The organism is Cellulophaga sp. 20_2_10, assembly GCF_023476645.1.
Taxonomy (GTDB): domain Bacteria; phylum Bacteroidota; class Bacteroidia; order Flavobacteriales; family Flavobacteriaceae; genus Cellulophaga.
Genome location: NZ_JAMCOJ010000001.1, coordinates 176755 through 202337, shown reverse-complemented (window position 1 = coordinate 202337; position 25583 = coordinate 176755). Strand labels below are relative to the sequence as shown.

The window sequence follows — 25583 nt, the reverse complement described above, 5'->3', positions numbered from 1 at the left end:
TTAGATATTCAAATTTAATAATAATCTAACATTCTTTGATAAATTATTGATTTTTGTAACAACATCTCTTCTAATTTGTTACTTTTATTTCTCAATTTATAAAATTTTCCGCTAAATGGAATTCAATACCGAAACTATTTCTTCAGAAGAGCAGTTATTATTGTACAAACGTATGATAAAGCCACGTTTAATCGAAGAAAAAATGCTTATATTATTACGTCAAGGCAAAATTTCTAAATGGTTTAGTGGCATAGGACAAGAGGCTATTTCTGTTGGTGTCACTAGCGCTTTGCAAAATAACGAGTATATTTTGCCAATGCACCGTAATTTAGGGGTCTTTACTACAAGAGACATTCCTTTATATAGATTGTTTTCGCAATGGCAAGGAAAAGCGAACGGATTTACAAAAGGTAGAGACCGTAGCTTTCATTTTGGTACACAAGAGTTTAACATTGTTGGGATGATCTCTCACCTTGGTCCGCAATTAGGAGTTGCAGATGGTATTGCTTTGGCAGACAAGCTAAAAGACAATGGCAAGGTAACAGCAGTGTTTACGGGAGAAGGTGCTACTAGTGAGGGCGACTTTCACGAGGCATTAAACGTTGCTGCAGTATGGCAATTGCCTGTTTTATTTTGTATAGAAAACAACGGTTATGGCTTATCTACGCCTACCAAAGAGCAGTATTTTTGCGAGCATTTGGTAGACAAAGGTATTGGCTATGGTATAGAATCTTACCAAATAGACGGTAACAATATTTTAGAGGTGTATAGTAAGGTAAATGAATTGTGCGAGAGCATTAGAAAAAATCCTAGACCTATATTAATAGAGTTTTTAACCTTTAGAATGCGGGGTCATGAAGAGGCTAGTGGTACAGCTTATGTTCCAGGCAGTTTGTTAGACGAATGGGCTAAAAAAGATCCTATAACGAATTACGAAACGTTCTTAAAAAGTAAAAAAGTTCTAGATGATGATTTAATTGCTAGTATTAAAGCAGCAATTAAGACCGAAATAAACGAAAACTTACAACTTGCTTTTGATGAGCCTAAAATAAGTTCTACTATAGAGAATGAGTTACATGATGTTTTTAAACCATTTAATTTTGAAGAAATAAAACCTGTAGGCATAGAAAAAAATATTCGTTTGGTTGATGCTATTTCTGAAGGCTTAAGACAAGCGATGGAAAAGTATGAAAATCTTGTAATTATGGGACAAGATATTGCCGAATATGGTGGTGCTTTTAAAATTACCGATGGTTTTGTGGCCGAATTTGGTACAGAACGCGTACGGAATACACCAATTTGTGAGTCGGCCATAGTTTCTACTGCAATGGGCTTATCTATTAATGGATACAAAGCTGTTATGGAGATGCAATTTGCAGATTTTGTAAGTAGTGGTTTTAATCCAATTGTAAACCTATTGGCTAAATCTCATTACCGTTGGGCAGAAAAGGCAGACATTGTAGTTCGTATGCCTTGCGGCGGTGGCGTTGGCGCGGGACCTTTTCATTCCCAAACAAATGAAGCTTGGTTTACAAAAACACCAGGTTTAAAAGTGGTGTATCCTGCTTTCCCTTATGATGCTAAAGGTTTATTAGCAACAGCAATAGAAGATCCAAATCCGGTATTGTTTTTTGAGCATAAAGCCTTGTACAGAAGCATATACCAAGATGTTCCAGAAAACTATTATACACTACCACTAGGTAAAGCAAGTCTTTTAAAAGAGGGTAGTGCGGTTACTATTGTAACGTATGGTGCAGGTGTACATTGGGCATTAGAAACCTTAGAGAATAATACAGGTATTAGTGCAGATCTTTTAGATTTAAGATCACTAGCACCTTTAGACACCGAAGCTATATATGCGTCTGTGCAAAAAACAGGTCGACTTATTATTTTACAAGAAGATAGTATGTTTGGTGGTATTGCAAGTGATATTTCTGCAATGGTAATGGAAGATTGTTTTGAGTATTTAGATGCACCAGTTAAGCGTGTAGCAAGTATAGAAACACCAATACCGTTTGCTAAAGATTTAGAAAAAGAATACCAACCAAGAGAACGATTTGAGCAAGAACTAAAAAAACTGTTAGCGTATTAAAAGGCTAACAGTTTTTTAAACAACATTAAAATGTTGTCAAAAGCTAAAATGGAAACACATTACTAATGCGTTTTCATTTTAGCTTTTCTTTTTTCTAATTGTCTACTTAAATCATCTACACTAGATGTAATAGCTGCTTCATATGATGCTTCACTAGATTCCGAGAATAATCTTGGTCCAGGAGCACTTAAACGCACACCAATTACCTTACCTTTTTCTGGTGAGCTTGTATTCTCTTTTTTAAAGAACACATCTGCACTTACAATAAAGTCGTACTTATTAAAAAGTTTATCAATTTTCTTAGCTATTAATATTTCTAAGCGGTTACTAGCTGTAACCCCGTCGTAGTGAAAGTTTATGTTCATAGGTCAAATGTTTTTCTTTGTTTGAAGGTACATATAGTACACGAAAAAATCAAATGTTTAAACCTAATATTATATTAAAGTTAAAAGATTAGTTCTAGGTTCATATTTAAGACTTTCTAAATTAATAGGTTGCATTTTTAGTAAAAAACAAAAAAAGCGCAGCTTTAACAGCTGCGCTCGTAAAATTTGATAGAAAAATAAGATCTATTCTTCCTGTAATTCTAGACCTACAATAATATTTGTAGTCATTTCTTCTTCTGTTTCTTCATCCATAACAGTCTCACTTTCGTAAGAAATTACAAATGTTTTTCCTTTTAAAGAATCATCAGATAAATCTTGTTGTTCTAAAGCTTCTGCGCTAATGCCTTGAAACTCTAAAGTAGAACCATCTTCTGCTATAAATTGATAAACTTCGTTTTCAAAACCAGCATAAGTAGCAGTTACTGTTTCTGTAGAAACTAAAGAAGTTACTGCAGTTGCTAAAGCGAATAATACAATTGATAATGTTTTCATAGTGTTCAAATTTATTTAGGGTTAATAACTGATATATCTACGCAGCCAACAATTATTTAGATGTTATAAAAAGTTATGTTTTTACATTTTTAATCATTAATTGTTTCATATTTAACAATTTGTGATTTGTAAATCATTGATTATTAGCGTAATGCGTATTTAATATGTAATTATGTTAAATGTTTAAATTATTGCTAGTTATAGGGTAGTGGCATTGCTAATATGCAACATTGGAGTGGTATACCTAGAATTATTCTTCTAATAACTCTAAATCTATTATGGTATACTTTAGTATATCCTCTTCAGTTTCTTCATCTGTGTAGGTTAAAGACTCGTAGCTCACCTTAAATGTTTTACCTATGAAAGTCTCATCTGTAAGCGCGTATTTTTCTAATGCTTCCGGACTAATATCATCAAACTCCATAGTTGTTCCGTCATCAGTAGTAAAAACATACATGTCATTTTCTAAACCAGCGTAGTTCCCTGTAAAAGTTTCTGTTGTAAATGTAGATACAACGGCTGTTGCTAAAGCAAATAATAGAATACTTATTGTTCTCATTTTGTTTTGTTTAAGGGTTAAAATCTATCTACGTTTTAGGTCTAATTCTTGGATCTTGGAAAAAAGCAGAATTATGAAAAATAAAATTTTAGAACCCCATAATATTATATTTCGTAATAATTAACGTTTATGTTTTTCTAAGTAATCTAATAAGTATCTTTATTGTTAGGTATACTATTTGTAGTACACCCGTAGTTAGAATAAACCTACCAAGTAATTTGTTCTTTCTTAATTAATAAAGAAGCTAAAAATAGTATGTATAATAACACTAATTCCAAAACAAACGCACTACGTTTTTCTGTTTTAGACAGACCAGAACAACTTAAAAAAATAGTATCCACAAAGTTCGATTTAATTATTATTGGTGGTGGTGTAACTGGTGCAGGTATTGCACTAGATGCATCTTCTAGAGGTTTAAACGTTTGTTTGGTAGAGAAGAAAGATTTTGCCTCTGGCACAAGTAATAAGTCAACCAAATTAATACACGGTGGTTTACGTTACTTAAAACAGTTGGAAATAGGATTGGTTAGAGAATCTGGATCTGAGCGTGCTATTGTACACAAATTAGCACCGCATTTAGTGGTTCCCGAAAAAATGTTACTGCCCTTAATAGAAGGCGGTACGTATGGTAAAATGATGACTGCCATTGGTTTAAAAGTCTACGATATGCTTGCCAATGTAGAAGGTGATGACAGACGTAGAATGTTAGACAAAGAAGAAACCTTAGCTAAAGAACCTTTGTTAGATGATGCCGTTGTGCTTGGCAGTGGTTATTATGCGGAATACAGAACAGATGATGCTAGATTAACCATAGAAATACTTAAAAAAGCTACGGAATTTGGAGCAACGATAGTAAACTATTGCGAAATGGAATCTTTTGTGTATAGCAAAGACCACATTATAGAAAGCCTTAATTGTGTAGATAAAAACACAGGCAATACACTTAATATTAGCGCTACTAACTATGTTTCTGCAGCTGGACCTTGGGTAGATACATTGCGTAAAAAAGATGCGTCTATGAGCAAAAAACACCTGCATTTAACAAAAGGTGTACATCTTGTTTTTCCGTTTGATAAATTACCAATAAAACAATCTGTGTATTTTGATGTAGAAGATGGCCGTATGATCTTTGCCATACCACGCGGTAGATCTACTTATGTGGGTACAACAGACACCAACTATTCTGGTAATTTAGAAAGGGTAGTGGCTACAGAAGATGATGCAGATTATTTATTAAATGCTACAAACCATACATTTCCTGGATTACATTTAACGGTAGATGATATAGAATCTAACTGGGCAGGTTTACGACCACTTATTCATGAAGAAGATAAAGATCCGTCTGAGTTGTCTAGAAAAGATGAAATATTTGTTTCATCTAGCGGATTAATTTCTATTGCGGGCGGAAAACTTACAGGTTACAGAAAAATGGCACAACGTGTTATAGATGCGGTGTTAAAGACGGTTACAGACGATAAAAAAGATACTTTACGCGATTCTATTACAGAAGAATTACCGTTGGTAGAACCCGCAATGACCTCTGATGAAGAAGTTGCTGCATACCAAAAAGAATTAGAAATAGAATTAAAAGAGCTACAGATTACAGATGCATATTATGCGTGGTATTTGTGTACTACCTATGGTAAAAAGGCATCAACCATTTTAGATAAAGCAGCATCTTTTACAGGTACTAATGCGTTAGAGAATCTTATTAGGGCAGAACTTTGGTATTGTATCCATTTTGAAATGACAAACAGCCTTACAGATTTCTTTGTACGTAGAACTGGTCGTTTGTATTTTAATATCTCTAGTATTTCTACATTTCTAGATTGTATTGTAGATGATTTTGTTTCGTATTTAAATTGGGATACTATAAGGGTTGTATTAGAAAGAGAAAAGATGCAGCTGTTATTGCAAGATGCTGAAACGTATTACGCAGAAGAGTTTAAATAAGATCGAGAAAACCACAATGTACGCGTGGTTTTAATTATTCTATTTTACATAATGTAAATTATAGTGCATATTATAACAATTAGCGTAATAGCGCTTTTGGGCGATATTTTACATAATTAATGATATAATTGCCTTTTGGCTTATATCGAGTAATTATGTAAAGCTAATTGTGGCTTCGTTAGAATAATTTAGATGTGTAGCTATAATTATGCAAAAGTCTATTTGTTATTAATTATAAGATTAAAAGAATTTCACTAAAAGTTATAAAAACACAAGTCATACTGCTCATAATTTGAGTATCCTTTAATTAGATACAGAAATTTTTAAATACGCGATTCTCGTGGATTGGCAATTAAGTACATAAATTTTCTCGATATTTTAGACTATGTAGCATAAAGAAAATGTATAATGTACAACTTTAGCTTAATACGATTTGAAACATACATTAAGTAAAGTGTTTTATCCAAATACAATCATCCACAGGATAATTGCATTCGTATAACCTAAAATAAGAACGCTCACGTCACCTTATTGTTTTACCACCCCGAAGCTTCGGGGTTATGAGGTCGTTTTAAATGTCGAAAACATTTACATAATATAGTTTCAAGTTAATATTTCTTTTTACTTTTGAGAATAACCAATAATAAATAATGCGCATAATCCATTTAACCGACATTCATCTTTCAAAAGAAAATTTTGATGAATTTGATGACAATCTTAAAATTGCATTAATTAGAGATTTAAAAAGTTATAATGTTATTGAAAAGCCTATTGATTTAATTGTCATTACTGGCGATTTAGTCGATAAAGGTGGACATTCCCTAAAAAAATTACCTCAATACAAAAAACATATAAATCCATATGATTTTTTTGAAGAATATTTTATCGATCCAATTTCTAAAGAATTAAATATACCAAAATCAAAATTTCTATTCATACCTGGTAATCATGATATTGATGAAAATGAAATATTATGGGTTGATGAAAAAAAAATGAAAATGGAAATTGATGATAAAGAAGTCAAAAATTATTTAATAAAAAATGAAAATAATTTCAATAGTTCAAATCTTCGAATAAAGAAATTTAAAGATTTTGAAAGTAAATTTCATTCTTCAACTCCTAATTATAAGCCTACAAACAACCAATCTACATACATTTATAATTATCAATCTCAATTCAAAATTGGTTTTATTTTAATAAATGACTCATGGAGATGTTCAACTTGTTTACTAGAAAATAAAGATATGAATAAGCATTATTTCGGTGCTAAACAATTATATGATGGATTACGTGAATTAGATAAATCAGGTACTAATTTAAATATTTGCTTACTTCATCACTCGTTGGAAAACTTTGAAGAAGAAAACGAAGTTGTACGCTTTTTAACTACAAAAAATATTAACTTATTCTTATATGGTCATTATCATAAAAATAAATCAAGTCATTATGTAAACCAAATTGGAAGTTGTTATGGTTTTAGAGGAAGAGCAAGCTTAAATAACCCTGATGAAAATCACATTTCATATGTTCCTGGTTACAATATATTTGATATTGATATTTTAACAAATAGAATCGAAAGAATACATTTTCGATTATATAATAAAGAATTATCAACCTTTGCTCCTGATACGTTGACAGCTCCGAGAAATGGCATAGACTCAAATGATAAATTTGGAGGGAAAGGTTATAAATTTCCTCAAAATGAAGAATCTAATAACCCTTTTTCAGCATTAGATATTAAAGACTTTAATCAATTATCAGAATGAATCACTACGAAAAAAGATACATAAGCAAGACGAGTAATGATTCTATAGAATCACTTGTTTTTAACGAAGATGAAAATAAAGGGCTTTCTGATGTGATTTTCGAATTTAATAAGATAATTCTTTTAGGGAATCCTGGTATTGGAAAAACCACAGAATTAAAAAATTTATTTAATGAGCTATGGAAAGAAAAAGAAAGTAATGGTATAATTCCGATATTAATAAATTTAAAATTCTTTAGAAAGAATAATAGTTTTGAAGATTTAATTACTTATGAAGAATGGAAAAAACTTCCTAGTATTATTTTTATATTAGATGGATTGGATGAAATTGCAAATATTCAAGACTTTATATCTGAATTTGAAATTTTTATAATAAAAAATCATAATCTAAATTTAAAGTTTGTCCTTAGCTGTAGGACTAATATTTATGAGAAATATCTTGTAAAAATTACTGATTTCGAAGTTTTTTTTCTTAAGAATTTAAATAGTACACAAGCTTATTCAATCTTGAAAAAAACATTTGGTATAAATTTAGATTCTTTAAATTTAAATACTAACCACAAAGATTATATAGAGTCTCCCTTTTTTCTTAATTTATTTGCTAAATATTATATTGAAAAAGGGAGTTTACCAAATACTGATTCTGAAATATGGGATTTATTTATAAATGAACAACTTGAAACTTTAAAAGAAAAATTTGCAAAGGTTAGGTTGATTAATATTCCAAAACTAAAGAGAGAATTGAAACTTGTTGCCTTTGTAAATGAGCTAATGCAAAGAAATTATATAGATGAATTTGAATTGAATAGTTTAATAGGAGATGATCATTTAGACTTTATTGATAATCCATTTATTAAAAGAAACAAGAAATTAAATAATTGGAGTTTTGAATATAAACAAGTGCAAGAATATTTTGTTGCTTCTTCATTAATTAATAAAAATTTCAATGAAATTTTAGATATCATAAAAATTAAAGATTTAAATGAATTACATCCTTCATTTTTCAATTCAATAACTTTTCTAATAAATTTATTAGGAACAGATTCAGATCAATATAAAAAATTAATTGATTGGCTTAATGAAAATCAAGTAGAATTACTTTTTAAAGCAGATTCAAATAGAATAAAAGACCTACGAGTTGCTATATTTCAGGATTATTTTAAAAAAGAATGTATTGATAAAACTCTATGGATAACAACAAATAAAACTATTGAGGTAAGTGAATTAGCCAAATTTGGAAATTGTGAAAAGAACTTTGATTTTTTAATAAATATTGTTGAAAAGAATAATTTACATTATAGAGTTACAATTTCAGCATTGGACCTACTTTCTTACTTTGATATACCATTTAATAAATTGGATGAAACTAAAAAAATGTTTTTAGATTTATTAAAAAAAGATTCATTAGAAATTGGTATTAAATCACAAATAATAAATTTAATAGAATTCAAAAAACTCGCAATGGATAATGAGGAATATTTGAATGATATTTTCCTTTTATTCAAAAAAGAAACAAACAAGCAGATAAATTCTAGTCTTTTAACTTTAATTCAAAATTACAGCAATATTGATAAACTATTTTGGTATGTACAAGAGGAATTCCTTAGAGATTCTAATATAAACCAAAGACTGGATAGTGAAAATGTTATTAGAGGTAATAGTTATAAATTAAAAGACATTATTTTAAACTTAAAAAGTTCAAAAAACTTTTTGTCAATCATAAAACATTATTTCATAAATGATTATAGGTTGGATTTTGATAATGATTTTGCAATCAAGGTACTTGAGAAGTCTCTTAGTTTTATTAAAGAAGATGAAAATTTTATTAGAGATTTTCTTTTATTAATTAATGATGAAATAATTTATCACATACAAGGAAACTTCATTTCTAATTTGATTATAAGGAGTAATAAGAGGGAAGAATCCATTAATTTCTTAATTGATAATAATGAATTAGAAAAAGTATATTTTTTTATAGCAAAAATCATTGATAAGAAAACTTTAGAATTAGTAATTAATGCTATTTTAACACAAAATGTTTCTCATAAAAAAATAGAGCAATTTAGAAATTATATAGGTAATACTAACGATCGAGATTTGGCTGAATATTTTCACAAGGAAATGATTGCTAAAAATGTTGTTTTCGAGAAACCTGTTCTTACAAAAGCAGATGCTATTAAATGGCAATTAGAATATAAAATTCAAGTTCAGAATAATCTAGATATACTTTTTAATAAAAAAGAATTATTTATTAAAATAAAAGAGTTATTTAAAGAGAATGGTAATAAAATTGACATTGAAAAAATTGGATCTATAAGTCATAAATGGTATGATAACAATGGTCATGGTAATTATCTCGACTCACATATAGCTTTAACTGAAAATATTATTTTAAATACAAATGGGAAGCAATTAAATTATGAGGACATAATAGGAATATTGTCAAATGACTTTGTTAGATATAGACAAATAAAACAACTAATTGAGAGATATGATTATTCAAAAGTTAATTACCTAATATCTCCAGAACAAATAGAAATTATTCAGTCATGGTGTAATGAGAAATCTTCGTTAATTAATTTTGATAATATATTAGAGTTACATAGTCTCAAATCTTTTTCATATAAAAATGACTATGATAATTTAAAATTAATCATGTTCTTTATAGATAAATATAATATTAATTCAAGCAAAGATTTCTTACTTAATTCACTGGAATACATTGATTTAGAAAATTCAACTAACGAGGATAGCTATACAAAAGTCAAAAATAAAATTAACGATGAAAACTTATTTAATCAAAGAATAATTCAAAATATAAAAAAGAATAATTTATTTTCTTTTGTGAAATCTAAGCATATACAATACGCAATTGATAATGAATTACATCAAGTATATCCTGAAATTGCCGAGTTTTTTAAAGAGGATGAATCAATATATAATGAAAATAAAAAAATTGAAAAATTTGCAAGTTTATATAGAGGTAATGATTTATTAAAAAGTTATTGTGATGATTTAAATAGTAGAATTTGTTGGGCATCTATCAAAATATTAAGTGAAAAATTTAAAGAAGAGAAATTCTGTATAGAAAAGTCTATAGAATACTTGAATACAGATAATAAAAACTATGTTACAGAAGCATTAAGCATACTATTTCTATTTAATAACGAGTATGCATTAGAGTACTTATTGAAAGAAAACAAAGAAAATGGTTCTAAACCTTCAGTTAGATTTATTTCTTTTTCGAACTATGATAACATAAAAGATTATAATATTTTAAAACAACTTTATCATTTATTTTATGATGATAAATTAGATAGATTTGATGGTCATCATTTGAGAACTTTTTATAATTCATATATATCAAATTTATCAATTACTGACGAAGGTTATAAATCAATAATTAAAATTTTAAATGAAATTAAGGATGAATTAATGCAAAGTGGTTCTGACTTGTTTTATATTAATTTATTAATAGGTGTTTCAAACAATAGTTATGTTAATTCAAAATCAAAACCTTACAGCTTTATAGAAGCTAAGGAAAAAGTTATTCATTTAATATCTTAAAAAACCATTCCACACATATTACGCTTCCCTCCTACGTCGTCGCATAAAAAGTGTTTATTCATTACTTATATATTTTTTTCTATAGGAATTCGTGAACCTCATAAATTCGGTTTCATTAACACTACAGAAGAAACATTTGAGAAGAAAAAAGCAGAATTAAGTTTAACCTTAATTCTGCCTTTATTATTTAATTTATGTAGATTTTCAACTAATTAATAAGCAATTGTTTTGTTTCATTTTTATTGTTACCAGTAATTGTAACAGTATATAAACCTGCTGGTAATGCAGAAATATTAATTACAGTTGTACTATTTTTAGCCTTTACAGTACGTACTACTGTGCCTACAGAAGTAATTATTCTAATAAAATCTCCTTTACTAGCTACAACATTAACTACTGTATTAGCAGGGTTTGGATATACTGTTCCTGAGTCATTATTAATAATACTGCTATTAGATGTACAATCTAAAACTTTAGTCCATTGATTTACAGAACAATTAGAAGCGCCACCTGGTCTACAAGTACCATTACCTGTTTTTAGTTCATAAATAGCATTGTTAAGCTTTACCTTGTCTCCTATTAAAAAATTCCCTGATTTTTTCCAAGTTGTAGCTGATGAGCAGTTACTGTCTATAGCATTACTAGCTCCTCCTGCACCCTCTTTTTTCCAAACTCTTATATAATCTACTTGCATAGATACTGGCATTTCATCTATATTTTTTTTTGCTCTAGGGTTTACTTCTGGGTTAACAGGCTCAAATACATTGCCCTGAAACGCTACAAAAGGTACTCTTAACCCTAATGATGCTATAACATACATAGGATTATCACTCCAGTATGTATTATTTAAAGCCTTACCTACTCTTTTTCCGTCTACATAAAAGTATAATTTAGTAGGCGTAATTTCGCAACCATAGGTATGCCAACCTTTTGTAGGATCAAATTTGCCAGGCAACTCATACTTATTTAATTGGGTAGCTCTTGCTTTTGGTTCTTTTGGTCTAAACCAATCTCTACCAAAACTTGCCTTTTTTACTAAGTGTAGATTAGATTCTGCATCTGTAATAAAATCTTGCTGGTGCCCAACTGGGCCATTAGGGTCATAATCAAATTGCTGTAGTTCTACTATATCAATTTCTGTATAAACAGCTTCTCCAATTGGTTTATTATCAAAAAACTTACTGTATAACCAAAAAGAAGGACATACGCCTCTATTTTTGTCAAGACCTGTAGCTTTTGGAGAATTAATTTCTGCACCATAAATTCTAGATTCGACATAACCTACAAAGTTTTTAGGCAATTGTTTAATAGATTGTAAACAGCCACTTTTAAAATAAGTAATACCATCTATAGCATTATTTGCATTTTGACGCATAGTTAACTCAACAGCACGTTCTCCACTAAAATTTACAGATTTAGCATTAGCATTGTTATTCCATTTCCAAGCTTTTGTACTGGGTAAATTAGCTGTTTTACTCCATTTGTTCCAATTAATATTTCCTGTATTAAATTCATCAGAAAAATCGTTTAATAATTTAAAATTATCATTTGGATTTGATGTTTGTCCTTTAGGTTTTTGACTGTAGCCCAACAAGCAAACACATACTAAAAGAAAACTTAATTGTAGTTTTTTTGTTTTCATAATTTTTGATTTTTATAACTAATTTTTTTATTAGTGATGATTATAATTTCATCTAAAAAATCAAATATAGTAAGAAATGTATTACAAAATAATTTAAAAAGGAAGCCTGTTAAAATAGTGTTAGTGTTAGTTAATTTGGTACTTATTAAAAGTAGAATGTAAAATTGCTGTACTAAAAATTACTGGCTTTTAAAAATGAGTATCCTAATAAAGCCAAAGTTCTGTTTTAATTATAAGCAAATTAGCACAACCTCAATAAGGTTAATAATATTAAGAATTGAGTTAATGCTTCAGGCAGAATACATTTAATTTAGCATAACAATACGTACATTAACAAATAACAAAGTCGTTTAACAATTAAAATAACTACATAATCAATAGAAATTATTAGTTTCTTATCTTTAATCTTGTAATTATTCATATGTCAAGAGTTTAATTAATATATACTTTTAAGTCATTGTATCTAAACAATATTATTACAACCTTTATACTAAAAACTACTAAATTGTATTAGATTTTAATATTTCTATTGCTTATATTTTTTATATTGAATATACCAATATTTACAGTTAATATAGGCATATATTCAATATTTCAAAAACTACATAAACCAAAACATCACAACTAGTTAAAACTCGTTAATTTTTATCAAATAAACAAAATATAATGAAATTAGGAGATAAACTCAAGAAATTAAGAGCAGAGAGAAATTTAAATTTAATAGAGCTTGATAAAATTTATGGGGTTTCTTATGTACAAATAGGTAGATATGAAAATAACAAAGCCAAACCATCAGCTAAAACAATTTTTAAGCTAGCTAATGCTTTAAATATTGGAATAGAAGAATTAACTAATAAGTTAATCTACACTACAAATAGTGATGATCCAGATTTTAAAAATTTGGATGCAAAATATACAAAGCTTAAAAATTTAGAAGTAATAAGTAAAGAGTCTAAAAATGCAATAGAGAAGATTTTTGATCTTGTGATTTTAGAATCATCAATAAATGAAGCAATGCTAAAAAAATAAAAATGGTAATTTTAATTTAGCATTATTCCAAAAAAATACTTTTTTAGCAGTTTTAAATTGTTAGCTATATTTTTAGTAAACTTCCTTACCTCCTTTAAACATTAATAAATCAAGAGTTTTTTACCGTAACTCGAAATGTCAATTTTAAATTAACGGTTACATTTTGGGCGATGTTTGACATAATTAATGATAGAACAACTTTAGGTTTATATCTAGTAATTATGTACAAGCTAATTGTGGCTTCATTAGAATCTTTTTAATTTTGTTAATCTAATTATGCAAAAGTTTATTTGTTATTAATTATGAGATTAAAAGAATTTCACTAAAAGTTATAAAAACACAAGTAACTATATAAATACAACAAAATGCATACTGCCCATAATTTGAGTATCCTGTAATTATTAGATACAGAAATTTTTAAATACGCGATTCTCATGGATTGGCTATTAAGTACATAAATTTTATAAAATTGGATATTTTAGACTATTTAACGTTAAGAAAATGTACCCAAAGTACATTTTTAGTTAAATACGATTTGAAACTAACATTTAGTAAAGTGTTGTATCCAAATCCAATCATCCACTGGATCATTGCATTTGTATAGCCTAAAATATTTACACTCACTTCACCTTATTGTTTTACCACCCCGAAGCTTCGGGGTTATGAGGCCAAGGTCATTATTAGAATTCTCCTTTTTAGATAAAATTCAGAATAAGTAAGCAAAATAAAACTTTACTTACTAACCCAACGTTCTGTCTTATATAGCTTAGAGGCTATAAATGCACCTATTAAGAGACCAATCCAAGCAAATAGTATCGCCAAAAAGCCTGTAGACCATTCTCCTAAACCTGTATTAACAGTTGCTATCCAAAATATGCCAATAGTTGCCCAAGCTGTTACAGTTGCACTTATAAAAATAGCTTTAGTAGTGTTGCCAAAAGCTTTAGCACAAAGCCAAAAAATGAAAACCAATATAATAGTTAACAGCGTATCCCATAAGGTCCAGACAACCATATTTTTAAGTGCCATCTGCCCTATTACCATTTTACCTTCAAAAAAAGATTCCATTCTAGGGAATACTAATAAAACAGCACGTAAAACTTCTGAAATATGTATCCAAATACTGGTTATTAGTGTGATTATGGCAAACTGTTTTAAACTAAAATTGGTTTTCATTTTTATCTTTTATTTATTTAATGTTTTTTTATACCAATCTACAATACCTTCCCCAATTTCGTGTGGATGTGATTCTTGTAGATAATGCTTTCCTTCACCTAAATCTACTGCAGTAACATTTTTCCAAGTTTCAGCTATATGCTCACCTAATTTTCGGTTAATTATGAGTCCTGGTTCTGCATAAAAGAGCAACTTAGGAACGTCTGAATTTTTGTGGTATTCATTATATGAATTAACTATATCTGTAGTGAATTTTGGAACACCATCAAACGAAATTTGACCTGGCCACATAAACAGTGGTTTACGACTCTTTTCTTCCAAATAAGGAGCTCGGTAATGGTCCATTTCTTCTTTAGTTAATTCTCTGCCTGCCATCATAGGTAGCATAGCTTCAATAAAGAAGTTGTTTTTAACAATCATTTCATGTCCTTCTACAGGGTCACGGAATTTTTTGAATAGAGTTTCGGTCTCTTTAGTTGTATTTTTCCAATAAGAAACTTGAACCATAGCTTCAAAAAACACAATCGCTTTTACATTTTCTCTATGCTGATTGGCATAATTGAAACCTAAACCAGAACCCCAATCTTGTATTACAAGGATGACGTTTTTTAGCCCTAACTTTTCAACAAATGCATCTAAATAAGCAATGTGATCTTTTAATGTGTAGTCTATATCTGGCTTGTCAGATTTGCCCATTCCAATAAGATCTGGAACAACTACACGACCTAACGGACTTACATACGGAATAATATTACGCCATAAATAACTGGATGTAGGATTACCGTGTATTAGTAAAAAAGTATGTTCTGAATTTTTATCTCCTTCATCTACATAATGCATTTTAGAATCTAATACTTCTTGAAATTTAGACTCAAAAGGAAACGCTGCTGATATCTGTTTTTTGTTTGTCATATTTTTTTACTTTTTAAATTTTTAAATTGAACTTTTGCGGTTTAAAACTCTTCCCACTTTTCTAATTTCCTTCAGTTTTTCTCGTTTTGTTTTATCCCATTTTTCTGTACCTGCACTATATCCATAAGCACAAATTTTAGTTGCATTTTTAAATAGAAATGCTTCCTGCTCTTTAGGGTATATATTTCCTATTTCTCTAAGCGTCCAACCTACTCCTTTCTCTACATAATACGCTTTGTCAGAAATTAAAGGTGCTACCAAATCTATAAGTACCTGAAAAGGTAAATAGTGCTTTCTATGTGCGCTATAATAAAGTAAACCTACTATACTTTGCCTTCTATGCCATGGGTTTTTAGAAGTATTCCATTTTTTATACGTTGGCAAAATTAGTGCTGCATCATATTCTACTAATTGCGCATATATTTTTGAAATACTATCACTTGTTTCCCAACGATTAATTTTGTCTTGCCATACTCTAATCGTTGACCAAGTGGTCAGCATTTCTTCTTTGTTTTTAATATGCTCCTCCAAGAAATACAAACAAAACATTTCTGCTCTATACACTTTTGTGTTCGTCCAGATATAATTCCATATCTCTAGTTGTTCACTAAAAGTTAAAAGGCTAAAACTAAAGCCAGCATTAAAAGCTTTCCTTTGTAAAGGAACTGTTTCACCTGCTTTAGAAGTGATTGTTTCTATTTCTTGAAGATAGTTTTGCATATTATTTAATAACTCTAATAGTGATGGCTTCTTTCCCTAATTTAGATTTAAAGAAATGACCAACCGTTTGTGATTTTATATTCACCAACAGCTTTTTCACAACCATTCCAATTGATAGCTACATTAGATGCGTCAAAAAGTAGTTCTTCTGGTTCTAACAAATTAGGAAAACCACTTACACCTTCAGTTGGTCCATAAAAATCACCAGATTTCGCTTCTTTGTCCATAGCCGCTCTAATAATTCCAGCCGCACCATCTTCAGCAGACTGTGCTTGGCTCATAACTCCTCCGTTAACATCCATTCCACCTGTTTTAGATGAAGTTGATTGAAGGTTGGTTATTGCTACTCCAGGATGCGCTAATAATGAAATAATATTTTTAACGTTAGCTTCTGAAAGTTTCTTTTTTAAACCATAAGTAAAAGTTGCGTTTGCCAATTTAGTTTGGTGATAACGCTCCCATCTAGCACCTTGAAAATTAGCCGTTTCTTCTACTGTGCCATTACCTCCTAAATTACCTCCATTTTTCTCAAAATAGGCAGATTTTAAAGGTCCACCTAATCTAGATAACGACGTTTGGTTTATGACTCTAGCTTCACTACTGTTTTTAAGCAAAGGGTATAATTCTTTGGTTAAAAGAAAGTGTGATATGGCATTTGTTTGCATCTGAACATCATACCCATCTTTAGTCGCTTCATCTTTTACAGCCATAATGCCTGCATTATTGACTAAAACATCAAGAACATTATATTCCGATTTAATTTTTTCTGCTGCTTTTTTTACACTTTCTAAATCTTGTAAATCGCAAGCTATAGCTTCAAATTTACCGTTTGGAACTGCTTCGGTTAACTGCTTATACGAATTTTCTGATCTTGCACTTGTACGATTAAGCAATAGGACTGTAGCCCCTTTTTTAGCAACTTCTCTTGCGAATACAAATCCGGTACCACTTGTTGTGCCTGTAATGGCAACCACCTTATTTGTCATATCTTGAGCATGTTCTTCAAGTACTTTATTAAGGTGTATTGTTTTATTTTGAGTCATAATTTTTTATTATTATTAGTTCTTATTATTAAGCTCCAAGTACATTAGCCAAGTTAAGTCTTAAACTTTTAATACGCCAACCATTTTTTGTTCTAACATAATCATTATCATAACTAGCAAGCATACAAATTACTTTTTCACCATCAATAGCTGGAGAAAAAAGAATCCATTTTGCAGTAGCTTTATCTTCATTAATTTCAATAATGGGATTCGTAAAACTATGAATGAAAAATTTATTTTCTGCATCAAAAGATGTAAAGGATTCCATTATTTCTTTGTGTCCATTAGCTAGCACTCCAGCTCCTGGGGCTTCCCATAAAGCATCTTCGGTAAAGATGTCAGTAAGCTTCTCAATATACATTTCCTTTCCATTCCAACCTTTATCTACATAATGACCGTAGGTAGCCTGTAGTGTTCTTATAGCTTCTAAATCTTCTAATTTTTGAATTCTTTGTTCTAATGTATTTTCCATTATTGTATTTTTTTATGAATTCCACAGGTACTAAACTCTTGTTTTGTACCCAAGGAAATACTAGTTCATTAACTTAGAGATTCTCTAATAGACTCTTTTCCGCTATATAGCTCAACTGTTTTGCCTTTTGTAGAGTTATTTTCTAGACAATACGCAATTACATTAGCGACATCTTCTCTTGGAATGACTAACTCTTTAAAAATTTCAGATCTTGTAGTTCTAATTAAACCCGTTGCTTTTTCATTGATTAAACTACCAGGTTGTAAAATCGTATACGCTAAACCACTTTCTAATAAATAATAATCGGCAAAATACTTCGCTACTAAATATGGTTTTAAGTCAGATACAAACTCGTTAGGATCACCAGCACCCAGACCACTTACCATAATAAAATGCTGTATATCATTTTTTATAGCATAATCAACAGCCTTTTTGGCAGCCCATAGATCTATTAAAAGTGTTTTATCGTAACCTGTATTACCTCCAGAACCAGCACTAAATACTACTTTATCGCAATCTTTAAAAGCGTGTTCAAAATCATTTTCAAGGTCTCCAACTACAATTTCTGCACCTAGTTTTTTAAGTTCTTGCCCTTTCTGTTCATTACGAACCAAGGCAACTACAGGATTTTCTTCTTTGAGCAATTTTTCAACAAGCATTTTTCCTATTTGCCCACTTGCTCCTATAACTAATGTTTTTTTCATTCTTTTTTTCTTTATTTTATTTACTTCGATTTCGAGGCATTCAAACGACGGTACCAATCAGAAATAGCTCGCCCAATCGCAAAGGGATGGTCTTCCTGAACAAAGTGTAAGCCATTACCAATGTATACAGTTTCTATATTCTGAGCACGCTCTGTCCAGTAGTCAGCGACTGCAGGCGTACTCATTATTCCAGGGGTCGCGTAGAGGAATAACCAAGGAGTATCTGTTTTCTCTAACCAAGCATTGTACTCAGAGATATATTTAGCCGTTGTTGCCGGTTTACCACCAACAGGTACTTCTAGTGGCCATTGCATTACAGCGGTACGTGATTCAATTGTCTTGTAGGGTTCACGATAAACATCGTGAATTTCTTTTTTAAGCGGTCTATCAATCATTGCAGGGATTTCATATTCTACAACCATATTGTCATCTAACAGAAATTTCTTACCTTCTTCCGTCGTTTGGATCATACGAAAGTAGTCTCCCATTACTTTTGACATAGAATCATAGCTTTCCGCAGGCTGCATTGGTGCAAGCACGGCATCCATAGTAACAATACCTTTGATATTATCTGGATTTAGGTGTGCATAATGAAGACCTAAACCAGATCCCCAGTCATGTACAACAAGCGTGATATTCTTTAAGTTCATTTTTTTTATAAAAGCATCGAGGTATTTGTACTGATCATCAAAAGTATATTTTAGATCAGGCTTGTCTGATTTACCCATACCGATTAAATCCGGCGCGATTATGCGTCCTTGATTTTCAACGTGTGGCATAATATTACGCCAGACATAAGAAGACATCGGGGTACCATGAATGAAAAGAATCGGATCACCTTTTCCTTCATCGATATATGCCATTTTTGAACCAAAAATATCCAGATAATTATATTCATATTTATTTTTCGCAGAAATCTCAAGCGGAGGGATTTTGTATCCTTCGTATGGGTTTAGTTCTTGAGCACTTATAAATGTTGTCGAGCCCATTATCAGGGTAGCTGCTAAGATAACTGGAGCTTTTTGAATAAGTTTCAACATAGATGTTCGCAAATTAGTTTTGTATAAATTAGTTACAATTTTTTTCATAATTTTTCCTTTATTAGTTTAAAATTCCTGTACTGTAGGACGAATTACCAACTCATTAATATCTACATCATCAGGTTGCTCAATAGCATAAGCGACAGCTTTAGCAATAGAAATTGCAGGAATTGCATCTTTATATACTTGTTGAACAAACTGAGAAGTAGCCTCGTCTGAGCTTCCTAGTTGTAATTCAGAATCTATAAGACCTGGTGTAAGTATGGTGGTTCTAATGTCCTTACCTACTTCTTTTCGTAAGCCTTCACTAATCGCTCTTACGGCAAATTTAGTCCCACTATATACGGCTCCACCTGGGCTCACATTTAATCCGGCTACGGAAGCAAGATTTATAAAATGACCTGATTTTTGTTTCTGAAATTCTGGTAATGCTGCAGCAATTCCGTATAATACTCCTTTGATATTTACGTCAATCATGCTGTCCCATTCGTCAACTTTAAGTGCAGCTAATGGTGCTAATGGCATAATGCCTGCATTATTTATCATTACATCTATTTTACCAAAACTGTCAATCGCCTTTTTTACTAATGCTTTTACATCATTAGCTTTGGTAACGTCTGTTTTTAAAACTTCAATTGCTCCTCCGCTTTTTCTTATTTCATCAGCAATTACTTCTAATTTATTTAGTCTACGAGCACCTAAAAACTATTTTGGCTCCTTTTTCTGCTAAATAACGTGCTGTAGCTTCTCCTAATCCACTACTTCCTCCTGTAATTACTACTACTTTTCCTTCTATATTATTTTTCATCGTATTTAATTTTTAAATTTTTATTAATTTGTTTTTCCTACTATTAATTTTGAAAATGGTATTCCAGTAACTTTTACACTACCAATTATGAAGACAATTGCTAATACTAAATCCATTCCCGTAGTGTATATCATTTCTTGTGGCACATCCCCAACCGTTGTAGCATAGGATACTAGAAATACGTTAAATAAGCGCACAAAGCCATTCCAAAGGATTATGGACGCTCTTGTGTTTACTTCTTGTATCGCCCATATTAGTGATGCTCCCGCGAAGATTATAAAAGCACCTGCTACCGAATTGGTTATTAAAGCTTCGCCCGCTTTACTAGAGATTGCTTGTACAATCATCATAATACCTATTGGGAAGTTTAAGATACCAGCTATTAGAACTATTGTTTTAAATATTTTATTCATTTTGATTGGTTTAATTTTTTGCTAATTTATTAACCAGTTCATTTTCTAAAAGCTTGTTGTCTGTTCCAAAAAGAACGCTATTAATCATAGCGAGACCAACGTTGACACTTGTGGTGTTATTTTTCTTTTTTTCTAAAAGTCCAAAAAACGGACGAGCGATAAAATAGAATGCATTTACCCACGCGGTCTTGGATTTCGCGCCTTTCAAAGGAAGAATTAATTGAATACCATTTCTGGATTTATAGTATAAAGCGTTTTAGCTAATTCTTCCGTTATTCCGTAGGTAAAACGATGATATTCTTCCTCTTTCTTTCCAATTGAGGAAACTCCCATGCAATGAAAACAAGCATCATACCCTTTTAATTCTTCCTTAATGGAACTAAAATTGAAGAAATCTTTATGAATTACTTCTTTCAATTTTGGATGCTGCATTTGCAAAGAGCTTCGGTTTATGACCAATACTTCTTCAATATTTGGAGATTCTAAACATTCTATTAAAACGCCTCGTCCTACCATACCCGTGGTTCCTGTTATAATTACTTTCATACTTATTTTTTTCTTTTTTGAATCTCTAAAGAGGTTTCAGCCCAAACCACAAATTGATCTGCGTCTTCTAGAATAGCAATAGGAACCTCATAAAAAGAAGCGACCACACTGTTACTTTTAAAAAGTTTTAAAGTCTCTGAACCAGCTTCTAAATACTTGTTTTTATTGGAGTCGTCTACTTTAAAATAAATAGTTTCTTTGGCGATTATACCGAACATTAAACCATCTGCATAAAGACCGACACAACCGAACATTCTTTTTGTGATTATCGTTTTCCAATTTGATAATTGGTCAAGAATAAAGTCTAAATAATCAGTAGAAGCAGCCATTTAATCTATTCTATATTTTTTAGAATTCTTCTCAATGAAAACACAAAACTCTCAGGACTGTCTTCTTGTGTAAAATGTCCTGCTTCAGGAAGCAATTGTACTGGTGCTTTAGGAAAAATAGAGCGCCATTTATCTTGAATATCTTGTGAAGCAGCTACATCATCTTTTAATCCAAAAATAAATTCCACAGGTTTCTCTTCTAGAGTATTTAGTTTTCCTTCTAACGCTACTAACCAATCTTCTGCCAATGTAATTTGTTGTGGAAAAACAGCCGTTCCTATCCTAGATTCTTTGGTTGGGAAAGGCATCGCATAGGCATCTGTAATTGCTTTAGTACTACTAGATTTTTTATTAATAGAGCTTTGCATTAATGTGGTTGCAAAATAATTGTTATCGATAACCTTTGCTTCCATTTCTGGTGTTCTCATATACATAGAGAAACCTTCTAATTTTCCTTCTGCTTTCCAAGCCCAAGTATTACTGATAACTACTCCTAAAACTTTATCTGGGTTACTTGTAGCTACGGATAGCCCTGTAGGTCCACCCCAATCTTGAACAACGATAATAAATTTATCCAACTTTAAATGTTCAAAAAGAAGTGCGCTAATCCATTCTACATGCTCTTGTGGTGTAAAACCATAGTTTTCTGGCGTGTCAGAAAAACCAAATCCTGGTAAATCGTACGCTATTACTCGAGCTTCACCTGAAAGCTCTTTAATAATATTTCTATTTAAAAAAGACCAATCTGGGTTACCGTGAGTTAATACAATAGGTATCCCTTCGCCTTCATCTATATAATGCATAGAAACGCCATCTTTTTCATACCAATTACTTTTAAAAGGATACTCGCCCTTATCCACTATAAATGGTCTTTCTTTCTTGTTGGTAACATCTTTGTTATACACTTCCTTTTTTTGTGCTTGCATATTGTTTCCCATTAATAATACAATTGTTAATGTAAGTAGTACTGTTTTTCCTAAGTTGTTCTTTGTTTTCATGTGTTCTATTATTTGTTTCTAATCAATCGATTAGTTTTAAGGTAAAAAAAATGTTATAAGTTATTAAATGTCATTTCTATATAATCTTCTATGGCTGTATTGTCTTTTACTTTTGTTGCTAAGCCTAAACCTCCAATAGCCAAATCAAGGTAATTTAATTGTCTTTTTATAGTGTCGTTATCTTTTGTAGTATTGAATTCAAGATTCTTCTTAAATAAAGCCTTTAACTGTTCTGCGTAATTTGAAATAAGAGCACCAACTTCTTTATCTACCTCAAGACCAAATTCAGACATTGTATTGATTATTAAACAGCCTCTTTTGTACTCATTTTGGTTTGAAAATTCTGCAAATGCATAAAAAAAGTTCTTAATACTCTCAATACCATTAGAATTCTCTTCAAAGGTTTTTAATAATTGCTGTAGCTTAGTTCTGTACAATTTTAAACTTTCTAAAAACAGATTTTGCTTATTACCAAAACTAGCATTTATAGAAAATTGATTAATTCCCATTTCTTTAGACAACATTCGCAAAGAAGTACTTTTATAGCCATTCTGCCAGAATACGCCCATAGCACTTTCAATTACTTCCGCTTCATTATATTGCTTTTCTCTTGGCATAAAACTAAATTAGAGCACAAAACTAATCAATTGATTAGTTATGAAAAAATAAACACAATATTTTGTGATAATAATAACATAAGATTATAATACGATACGAGAACTTATTTAAATTTTAATAAGAAATTAGTGATTTGGTATAATTGCCATTTCACACACATTTATTAATACCTAGTTATTTTATGTTAAGGAATTCATGAATCTCCTTCGTCGATTTCGCTTCCCTCCTACGTCGTCGCCTAAAGAGTGTTTATTCATTGCTTATATATATTTTTCTATAGGAATTCGTGAACCTCATAAATTCGGTTTCATTAACATCACAGAAGAAACTTTTAATAACCATTTTTTTTAAGAAACTTTAGAAATACTTTCGCTTGTAGCCAAAGCTCAAGTTACATAACGCAGAACATTATAGTGCATAGAATAACAATTAGCGTAATAGCGCTTTTGGGCGATATTTGACATAATTAATGATAGAACACCTTTAGGTTTATATCTAGTAATTATGTACAAGCTAATTGTGGCTTCATTAGAATAATTTTAATTATGAGATTAAAAGAATATCACTAAAAGTTATAAAAACACAAGTAACTATATAAATACAACAAAATACATACTGCTCATAATTTGAGTATCCTTTAATTAGATAAAGAAATTTTTAAATACGCGATTCCCGTGGAGTACTACAAGAGAATCATTTTTTATTTTATGGCATTTGTTGGTTTATACTATTTAGAAATTCTTTACGGGTCTCAGTATCTGAAAAACAGCCTCCATATTCTAAAGTCGTTGTAAAACTGCTTTGATCTTTTATGCCTCTAGAGGAAACACAAAGATGTTTTGCTGTTACAGAAACAATAACATCTTTAGTTTCTAAAACAGTTTGCAAATCATGTAATATCTGAATAACCAATCGTTCTTGAACTTGTGGTCTACGTGCATAATAATCTACCAAACGATTAATTTTAGACAGTCCAATTACTTTGTTTTTTGGTATATAGGCAACATTAGCATAGCCTATTATGGGTAAAAAATGATGCTCGCAAGCAGAATCTATAGTAATATTCTGTTCTACTACCATTTTTTTATACCTGTACTTATTTTCAAAGGTGGACAGTTTGGGTTTGTTTATTGGGTTTAGTCCATAAAACAGCTCTTTTACATACATTTTTGCAACCCGATATGGTGTACCAGATAAACTATCATCAGTTAAATCTAGTCCCATTTCTTCCATTATCATTTTAAAATGATGCTGAATGTTCTTTATTTTTTCATCGTCAGATCTAGCAAAGGCATCTGCACGCAAAGGCGTTTTTATACTTGTTGAAAAATGATTATCGCCTACACTTATAATTTCTTCTTTATTTTTCATTTGTACAACAATTAGTGGTTTTACATTGGCAGTATCTTCTATTGTATAAATGCAAAGCAATAAGTAGTAAAGCTGGTGCATATATAAGACTTTCTGGAAAATTAAACCACGCTATTTTTTCATTTACTATAATTACAAATAGCAAAATCCAGCTGAGCCATAAGGCAGGCTTTATCCAAGTACTGGTAGTCGTTTTTGTAGAACGGTAAATGGCAAAAAATGAAATTACTAAGAATAAATAATCTATAGATTTCCACCAAATGGTGCAGCACTACAACACGTTATAGAACACGTTTGCATAATAAATAATAGTGGTGTAGCCACACAATGTATAAGACAAAGTGTACTTGCTATTGCTCCTATGTTATCTGATTTTTGGTTTGTGATGATCATTACATATTTTATTAATACAACTAAGTTGCAAATATAATGCTATTATCGTTTAACGCAACTTAGTTGCAGTAAATATGGTTTTATCTTTTTTATGGACTTTAGTTGCGCTATATTTGTACTATGGGAATTTTAAGGAAAACAAAATCTGTTAAAATACTTCTGGATGAGTTTGAAGAACAATCAACAGCTATTTCAGCAATTACATTAATAGAACGTCTTCATTTAAAGATGAATAAAACAACAATATATCGTATTTTAGACAAGCTAGAAGATGATGGTTTTCTTCATTCGTTTTTAGGAAAAAATGGCCATAAATGGTATGCCAAATGCAGTGGTTGCTCTAGTGAAGAACACCATGATATTCATCCTCATTTTCAATGTTTGGATTGTGGCAAAGTAGATTGTTTACCAACAGATATTCTTATTCCTGATATTCCCAACCGTAAAGTTCATGTGTCTCAAATATTACTTCAAGGAACGTGTGAAGCGTGTTTTAATTAAATAAACACCTTATATAAAATTGATAATATTGGACTATTACTTACTTAAAATAGG

General features: G+C 30.5%; 25 protein-coding genes and 1 pseudogene. 6 read left to right on the top strand and 20 right to left on the bottom strand.

The genetic code is table 11. The features are described 5' to 3' along the window. The first annotated feature begins 115 nt into the window (after positions 1-115). Positions 116-2092, top strand: a complete 1977-nt coding sequence (locus M4I21_RS00870) for an alpha-ketoacid dehydrogenase subunit alpha/beta (RefSeq protein ID WP_249557063.1) — start codon at positions 116-118, stop codon at positions 2090-2092. A gap of 62 nt (positions 2093-2154) precedes the next feature. On the opposite strand, the gene M4I21_RS00865 is transcribed toward M4I21_RS00870, so the two are convergent. The 3 genes from M4I21_RS00865 to M4I21_RS00855 form a co-directional block, all read right to left on the bottom strand. Beyond that, positions 2155-2457, bottom strand: coding sequence for an HPF/RaiA family ribosome-associated protein (locus M4I21_RS00865; RefSeq protein WP_072302229.1), 303 nt, complete (start codon positions 2455-2457; stop codon positions 2155-2157). A 204-nt stretch (positions 2458-2661) separates the two neighbouring features. After that, positions 2662-2970: a hypothetical protein gene (locus tag M4I21_RS00860; protein ID WP_249557062.1), complete on the bottom strand. Its 309-nt coding sequence runs from the start codon at positions 2968-2970 to the stop codon at positions 2662-2664. 250 nt (positions 2971-3220) lie between these two features. Next, positions 3221-3529 carry a hypothetical protein gene (locus M4I21_RS00855; RefSeq protein WP_249557061.1) on the bottom strand — a complete coding sequence of 103 codons (309 nt, stop codon included), beginning with the start codon at positions 3527-3529 and terminating at the stop codon, positions 3221-3223. 255 nt (positions 3530-3784) lie between these two features. Between M4I21_RS00855 and M4I21_RS00850 the strand changes: the two genes are divergently transcribed. From M4I21_RS00850 to M4I21_RS00840, 3 genes are all read left to right on the top strand, one after another. Further along, positions 3785-5482 (top strand): glycerol-3-phosphate dehydrogenase/oxidase, encoded by a 1698-nt coding sequence (locus M4I21_RS00850; protein WP_249557060.1) that lies wholly within the window; start codon positions 3785-3787, stop codon positions 5480-5482. A 650-nt stretch (positions 5483-6132) separates the two neighbouring features. Further along, positions 6133-7248 (top strand): metallophosphoesterase family protein, encoded by a 1116-nt coding sequence (locus tag M4I21_RS00845; protein WP_249557059.1) that lies wholly within the window; start codon positions 6133-6135, stop codon positions 7246-7248. Then, positions 7245-10814 (top strand): NACHT domain-containing protein, encoded by a 3570-nt coding sequence (locus M4I21_RS00840; protein WP_249557058.1) that lies wholly within the window; start codon positions 7245-7247, stop codon positions 10812-10814. Before M4I21_RS00845 ends, M4I21_RS00840 begins: the two co-directional genes overlap by 4 nt. 208 nt (positions 10815-11022) lie before the next feature. Here the strand turns inward: M4I21_RS00840 and M4I21_RS00835 are convergent, their stop codons facing one another. After that, positions 11023-12456 carry a T9SS type A sorting domain-containing protein gene (locus tag M4I21_RS00835; protein WP_249557057.1) on the bottom strand — a complete coding sequence of 478 codons (1434 nt, stop codon included), beginning with the start codon at positions 12454-12456 and terminating at the stop codon, positions 11023-11025. Positions 12457-13122: 666 nt separating this feature from the next. Here M4I21_RS00835 and M4I21_RS00830 point away from each other — a divergent pair. After that, complete coding sequence (locus M4I21_RS00830) at positions 13123-13485, top strand: helix-turn-helix domain-containing protein (protein ID WP_249557056.1); 363 nt, start codon at positions 13123-13125, stop codon at positions 13483-13485. A 732-nt stretch (positions 13486-14217) separates the two neighbouring features. On the opposite strand, the gene M4I21_RS00825 is transcribed toward M4I21_RS00830, so the two are convergent. From M4I21_RS00825 to M4I21_RS18635, 16 genes and pseudogenes are all read right to left on the bottom strand, one after another. After that, complete coding sequence (locus tag M4I21_RS00825; protein ID WP_249557055.1) at positions 14218-14661, bottom strand: hypothetical protein; 444 nt, start codon at positions 14659-14661, stop codon at positions 14218-14220. Positions 14662-14670: 9 nt separating this feature from the next. Beyond that, positions 14671-15573: a haloalkane dehalogenase gene (locus M4I21_RS00820; protein ID WP_249557054.1), complete on the bottom strand. Its 903-nt coding sequence runs from the start codon at positions 15571-15573 to the stop codon at positions 14671-14673. A gap of 21 nt (positions 15574-15594) precedes the next feature. Next, on the bottom strand, positions 15595-16293 hold the full coding sequence (locus tag M4I21_RS00815) for a DNA alkylation repair protein (protein WP_249557053.1): 699 nt from the start codon (positions 16291-16293) through the stop codon (positions 15595-15597). Between the two features lie 47 nt (positions 16294-16340). Next, positions 16341-17336, bottom strand: coding sequence for an SDR family NAD(P)-dependent oxidoreductase (locus M4I21_RS00810; protein ID WP_249557052.1), 996 nt, complete (start codon positions 17334-17336; stop codon positions 16341-16343). 28 nt (positions 17337-17364) lie between these two features. Continuing rightward, positions 17365-17808 carry a nuclear transport factor 2 family protein gene (locus M4I21_RS00805; protein ID WP_249557051.1) on the bottom strand — a complete coding sequence of 148 codons (444 nt, stop codon included), beginning with the start codon at positions 17806-17808 and terminating at the stop codon, positions 17365-17367. A 68-nt stretch (positions 17809-17876) separates the two neighbouring features. Then, the gene (locus M4I21_RS00800) at positions 17877-18512 is read right to left on the bottom strand and encodes an SDR family oxidoreductase (RefSeq protein ID WP_249557050.1); all 636 of its coding nucleotides are present in this window, start codon (positions 18510-18512) and stop codon (positions 17877-17879) included. Between the two features lie 20 nt (positions 18513-18532). Further along, positions 18533-19600: a haloalkane dehalogenase gene (locus tag M4I21_RS00795; RefSeq protein ID WP_249557049.1), complete on the bottom strand. Its 1068-nt coding sequence runs from the start codon at positions 19598-19600 to the stop codon at positions 18533-18535. Between the two features lie 18 nt (positions 19601-19618). Further along, positions 19619-20360: pseudogene (locus M4I21_RS00790) on the bottom strand (SDR family oxidoreductase). Positions 20361-20383: 23 nt separating this feature from the next. Further along, on the bottom strand, positions 20384-20773 hold the full coding sequence (locus M4I21_RS00785) for a hypothetical protein (protein ID WP_249557048.1): 390 nt from the start codon (positions 20771-20773) through the stop codon (positions 20384-20386). A gap of 10 nt (positions 20774-20783) precedes the next feature. Then, the gene (locus tag M4I21_RS00780) at positions 20784-20981 is read right to left on the bottom strand and encodes a hypothetical protein (RefSeq protein ID WP_249557047.1); all 198 of its coding nucleotides are present in this window, start codon (positions 20979-20981) and stop codon (positions 20784-20786) included. Positions 20982-20989: 8 nt separating this feature from the next. Then, the gene (locus M4I21_RS00775) at positions 20990-21319 is read right to left on the bottom strand and encodes an NAD-dependent epimerase/dehydratase family protein (RefSeq protein ID WP_249557046.1); all 330 of its coding nucleotides are present in this window, start codon (positions 21317-21319) and stop codon (positions 20990-20992) included. A gap of 2 nt (positions 21320-21321) precedes the next feature. Next, positions 21322-21648: a TfoX/Sxy family protein gene (locus tag M4I21_RS00770; RefSeq protein WP_249557045.1), complete on the bottom strand. Its 327-nt coding sequence runs from the start codon at positions 21646-21648 to the stop codon at positions 21322-21324. A gap of 5 nt (positions 21649-21653) precedes the next feature. Then, the gene (locus M4I21_RS00765) at positions 21654-22646 is read right to left on the bottom strand and encodes an alpha/beta fold hydrolase (protein WP_249557044.1); all 993 of its coding nucleotides are present in this window, start codon (positions 22644-22646) and stop codon (positions 21654-21656) included. Between the two features lie 53 nt (positions 22647-22699). After that, positions 22700-23263, bottom strand: a complete 564-nt coding sequence (locus M4I21_RS00760) for a TetR/AcrR family transcriptional regulator (protein WP_249557043.1) — start codon at positions 23261-23263, stop codon at positions 22700-22702. Positions 23264-23969: 706 nt separating this feature from the next. After that, positions 23970-24635 (bottom strand): GTP cyclohydrolase I FolE, encoded by a 666-nt coding sequence (gene folE / locus M4I21_RS00755; RefSeq protein WP_249557042.1) that lies wholly within the window; start codon positions 24633-24635, stop codon positions 23970-23972. After that, positions 24625-24846 (bottom strand): hypothetical protein, encoded by a 222-nt coding sequence (locus tag M4I21_RS18635; protein WP_349628825.1) that lies wholly within the window; start codon positions 24844-24846, stop codon positions 24625-24627. Before M4I21_RS18635 ends, folE begins: the two co-directional genes overlap by 11 nt. A gap of 302 nt (positions 24847-25148) precedes the next feature. Here M4I21_RS18635 and M4I21_RS00745 point away from each other — a divergent pair, with 302 nt between their 5' ends. Then, positions 25149-25529 carry a Fur family transcriptional regulator gene (locus M4I21_RS00745; RefSeq protein ID WP_249557041.1) on the top strand — a complete coding sequence of 127 codons (381 nt, stop codon included), beginning with the start codon at positions 25149-25151 and terminating at the stop codon, positions 25527-25529. Positions 25530-25583: the final 54 nt, after the last annotated feature.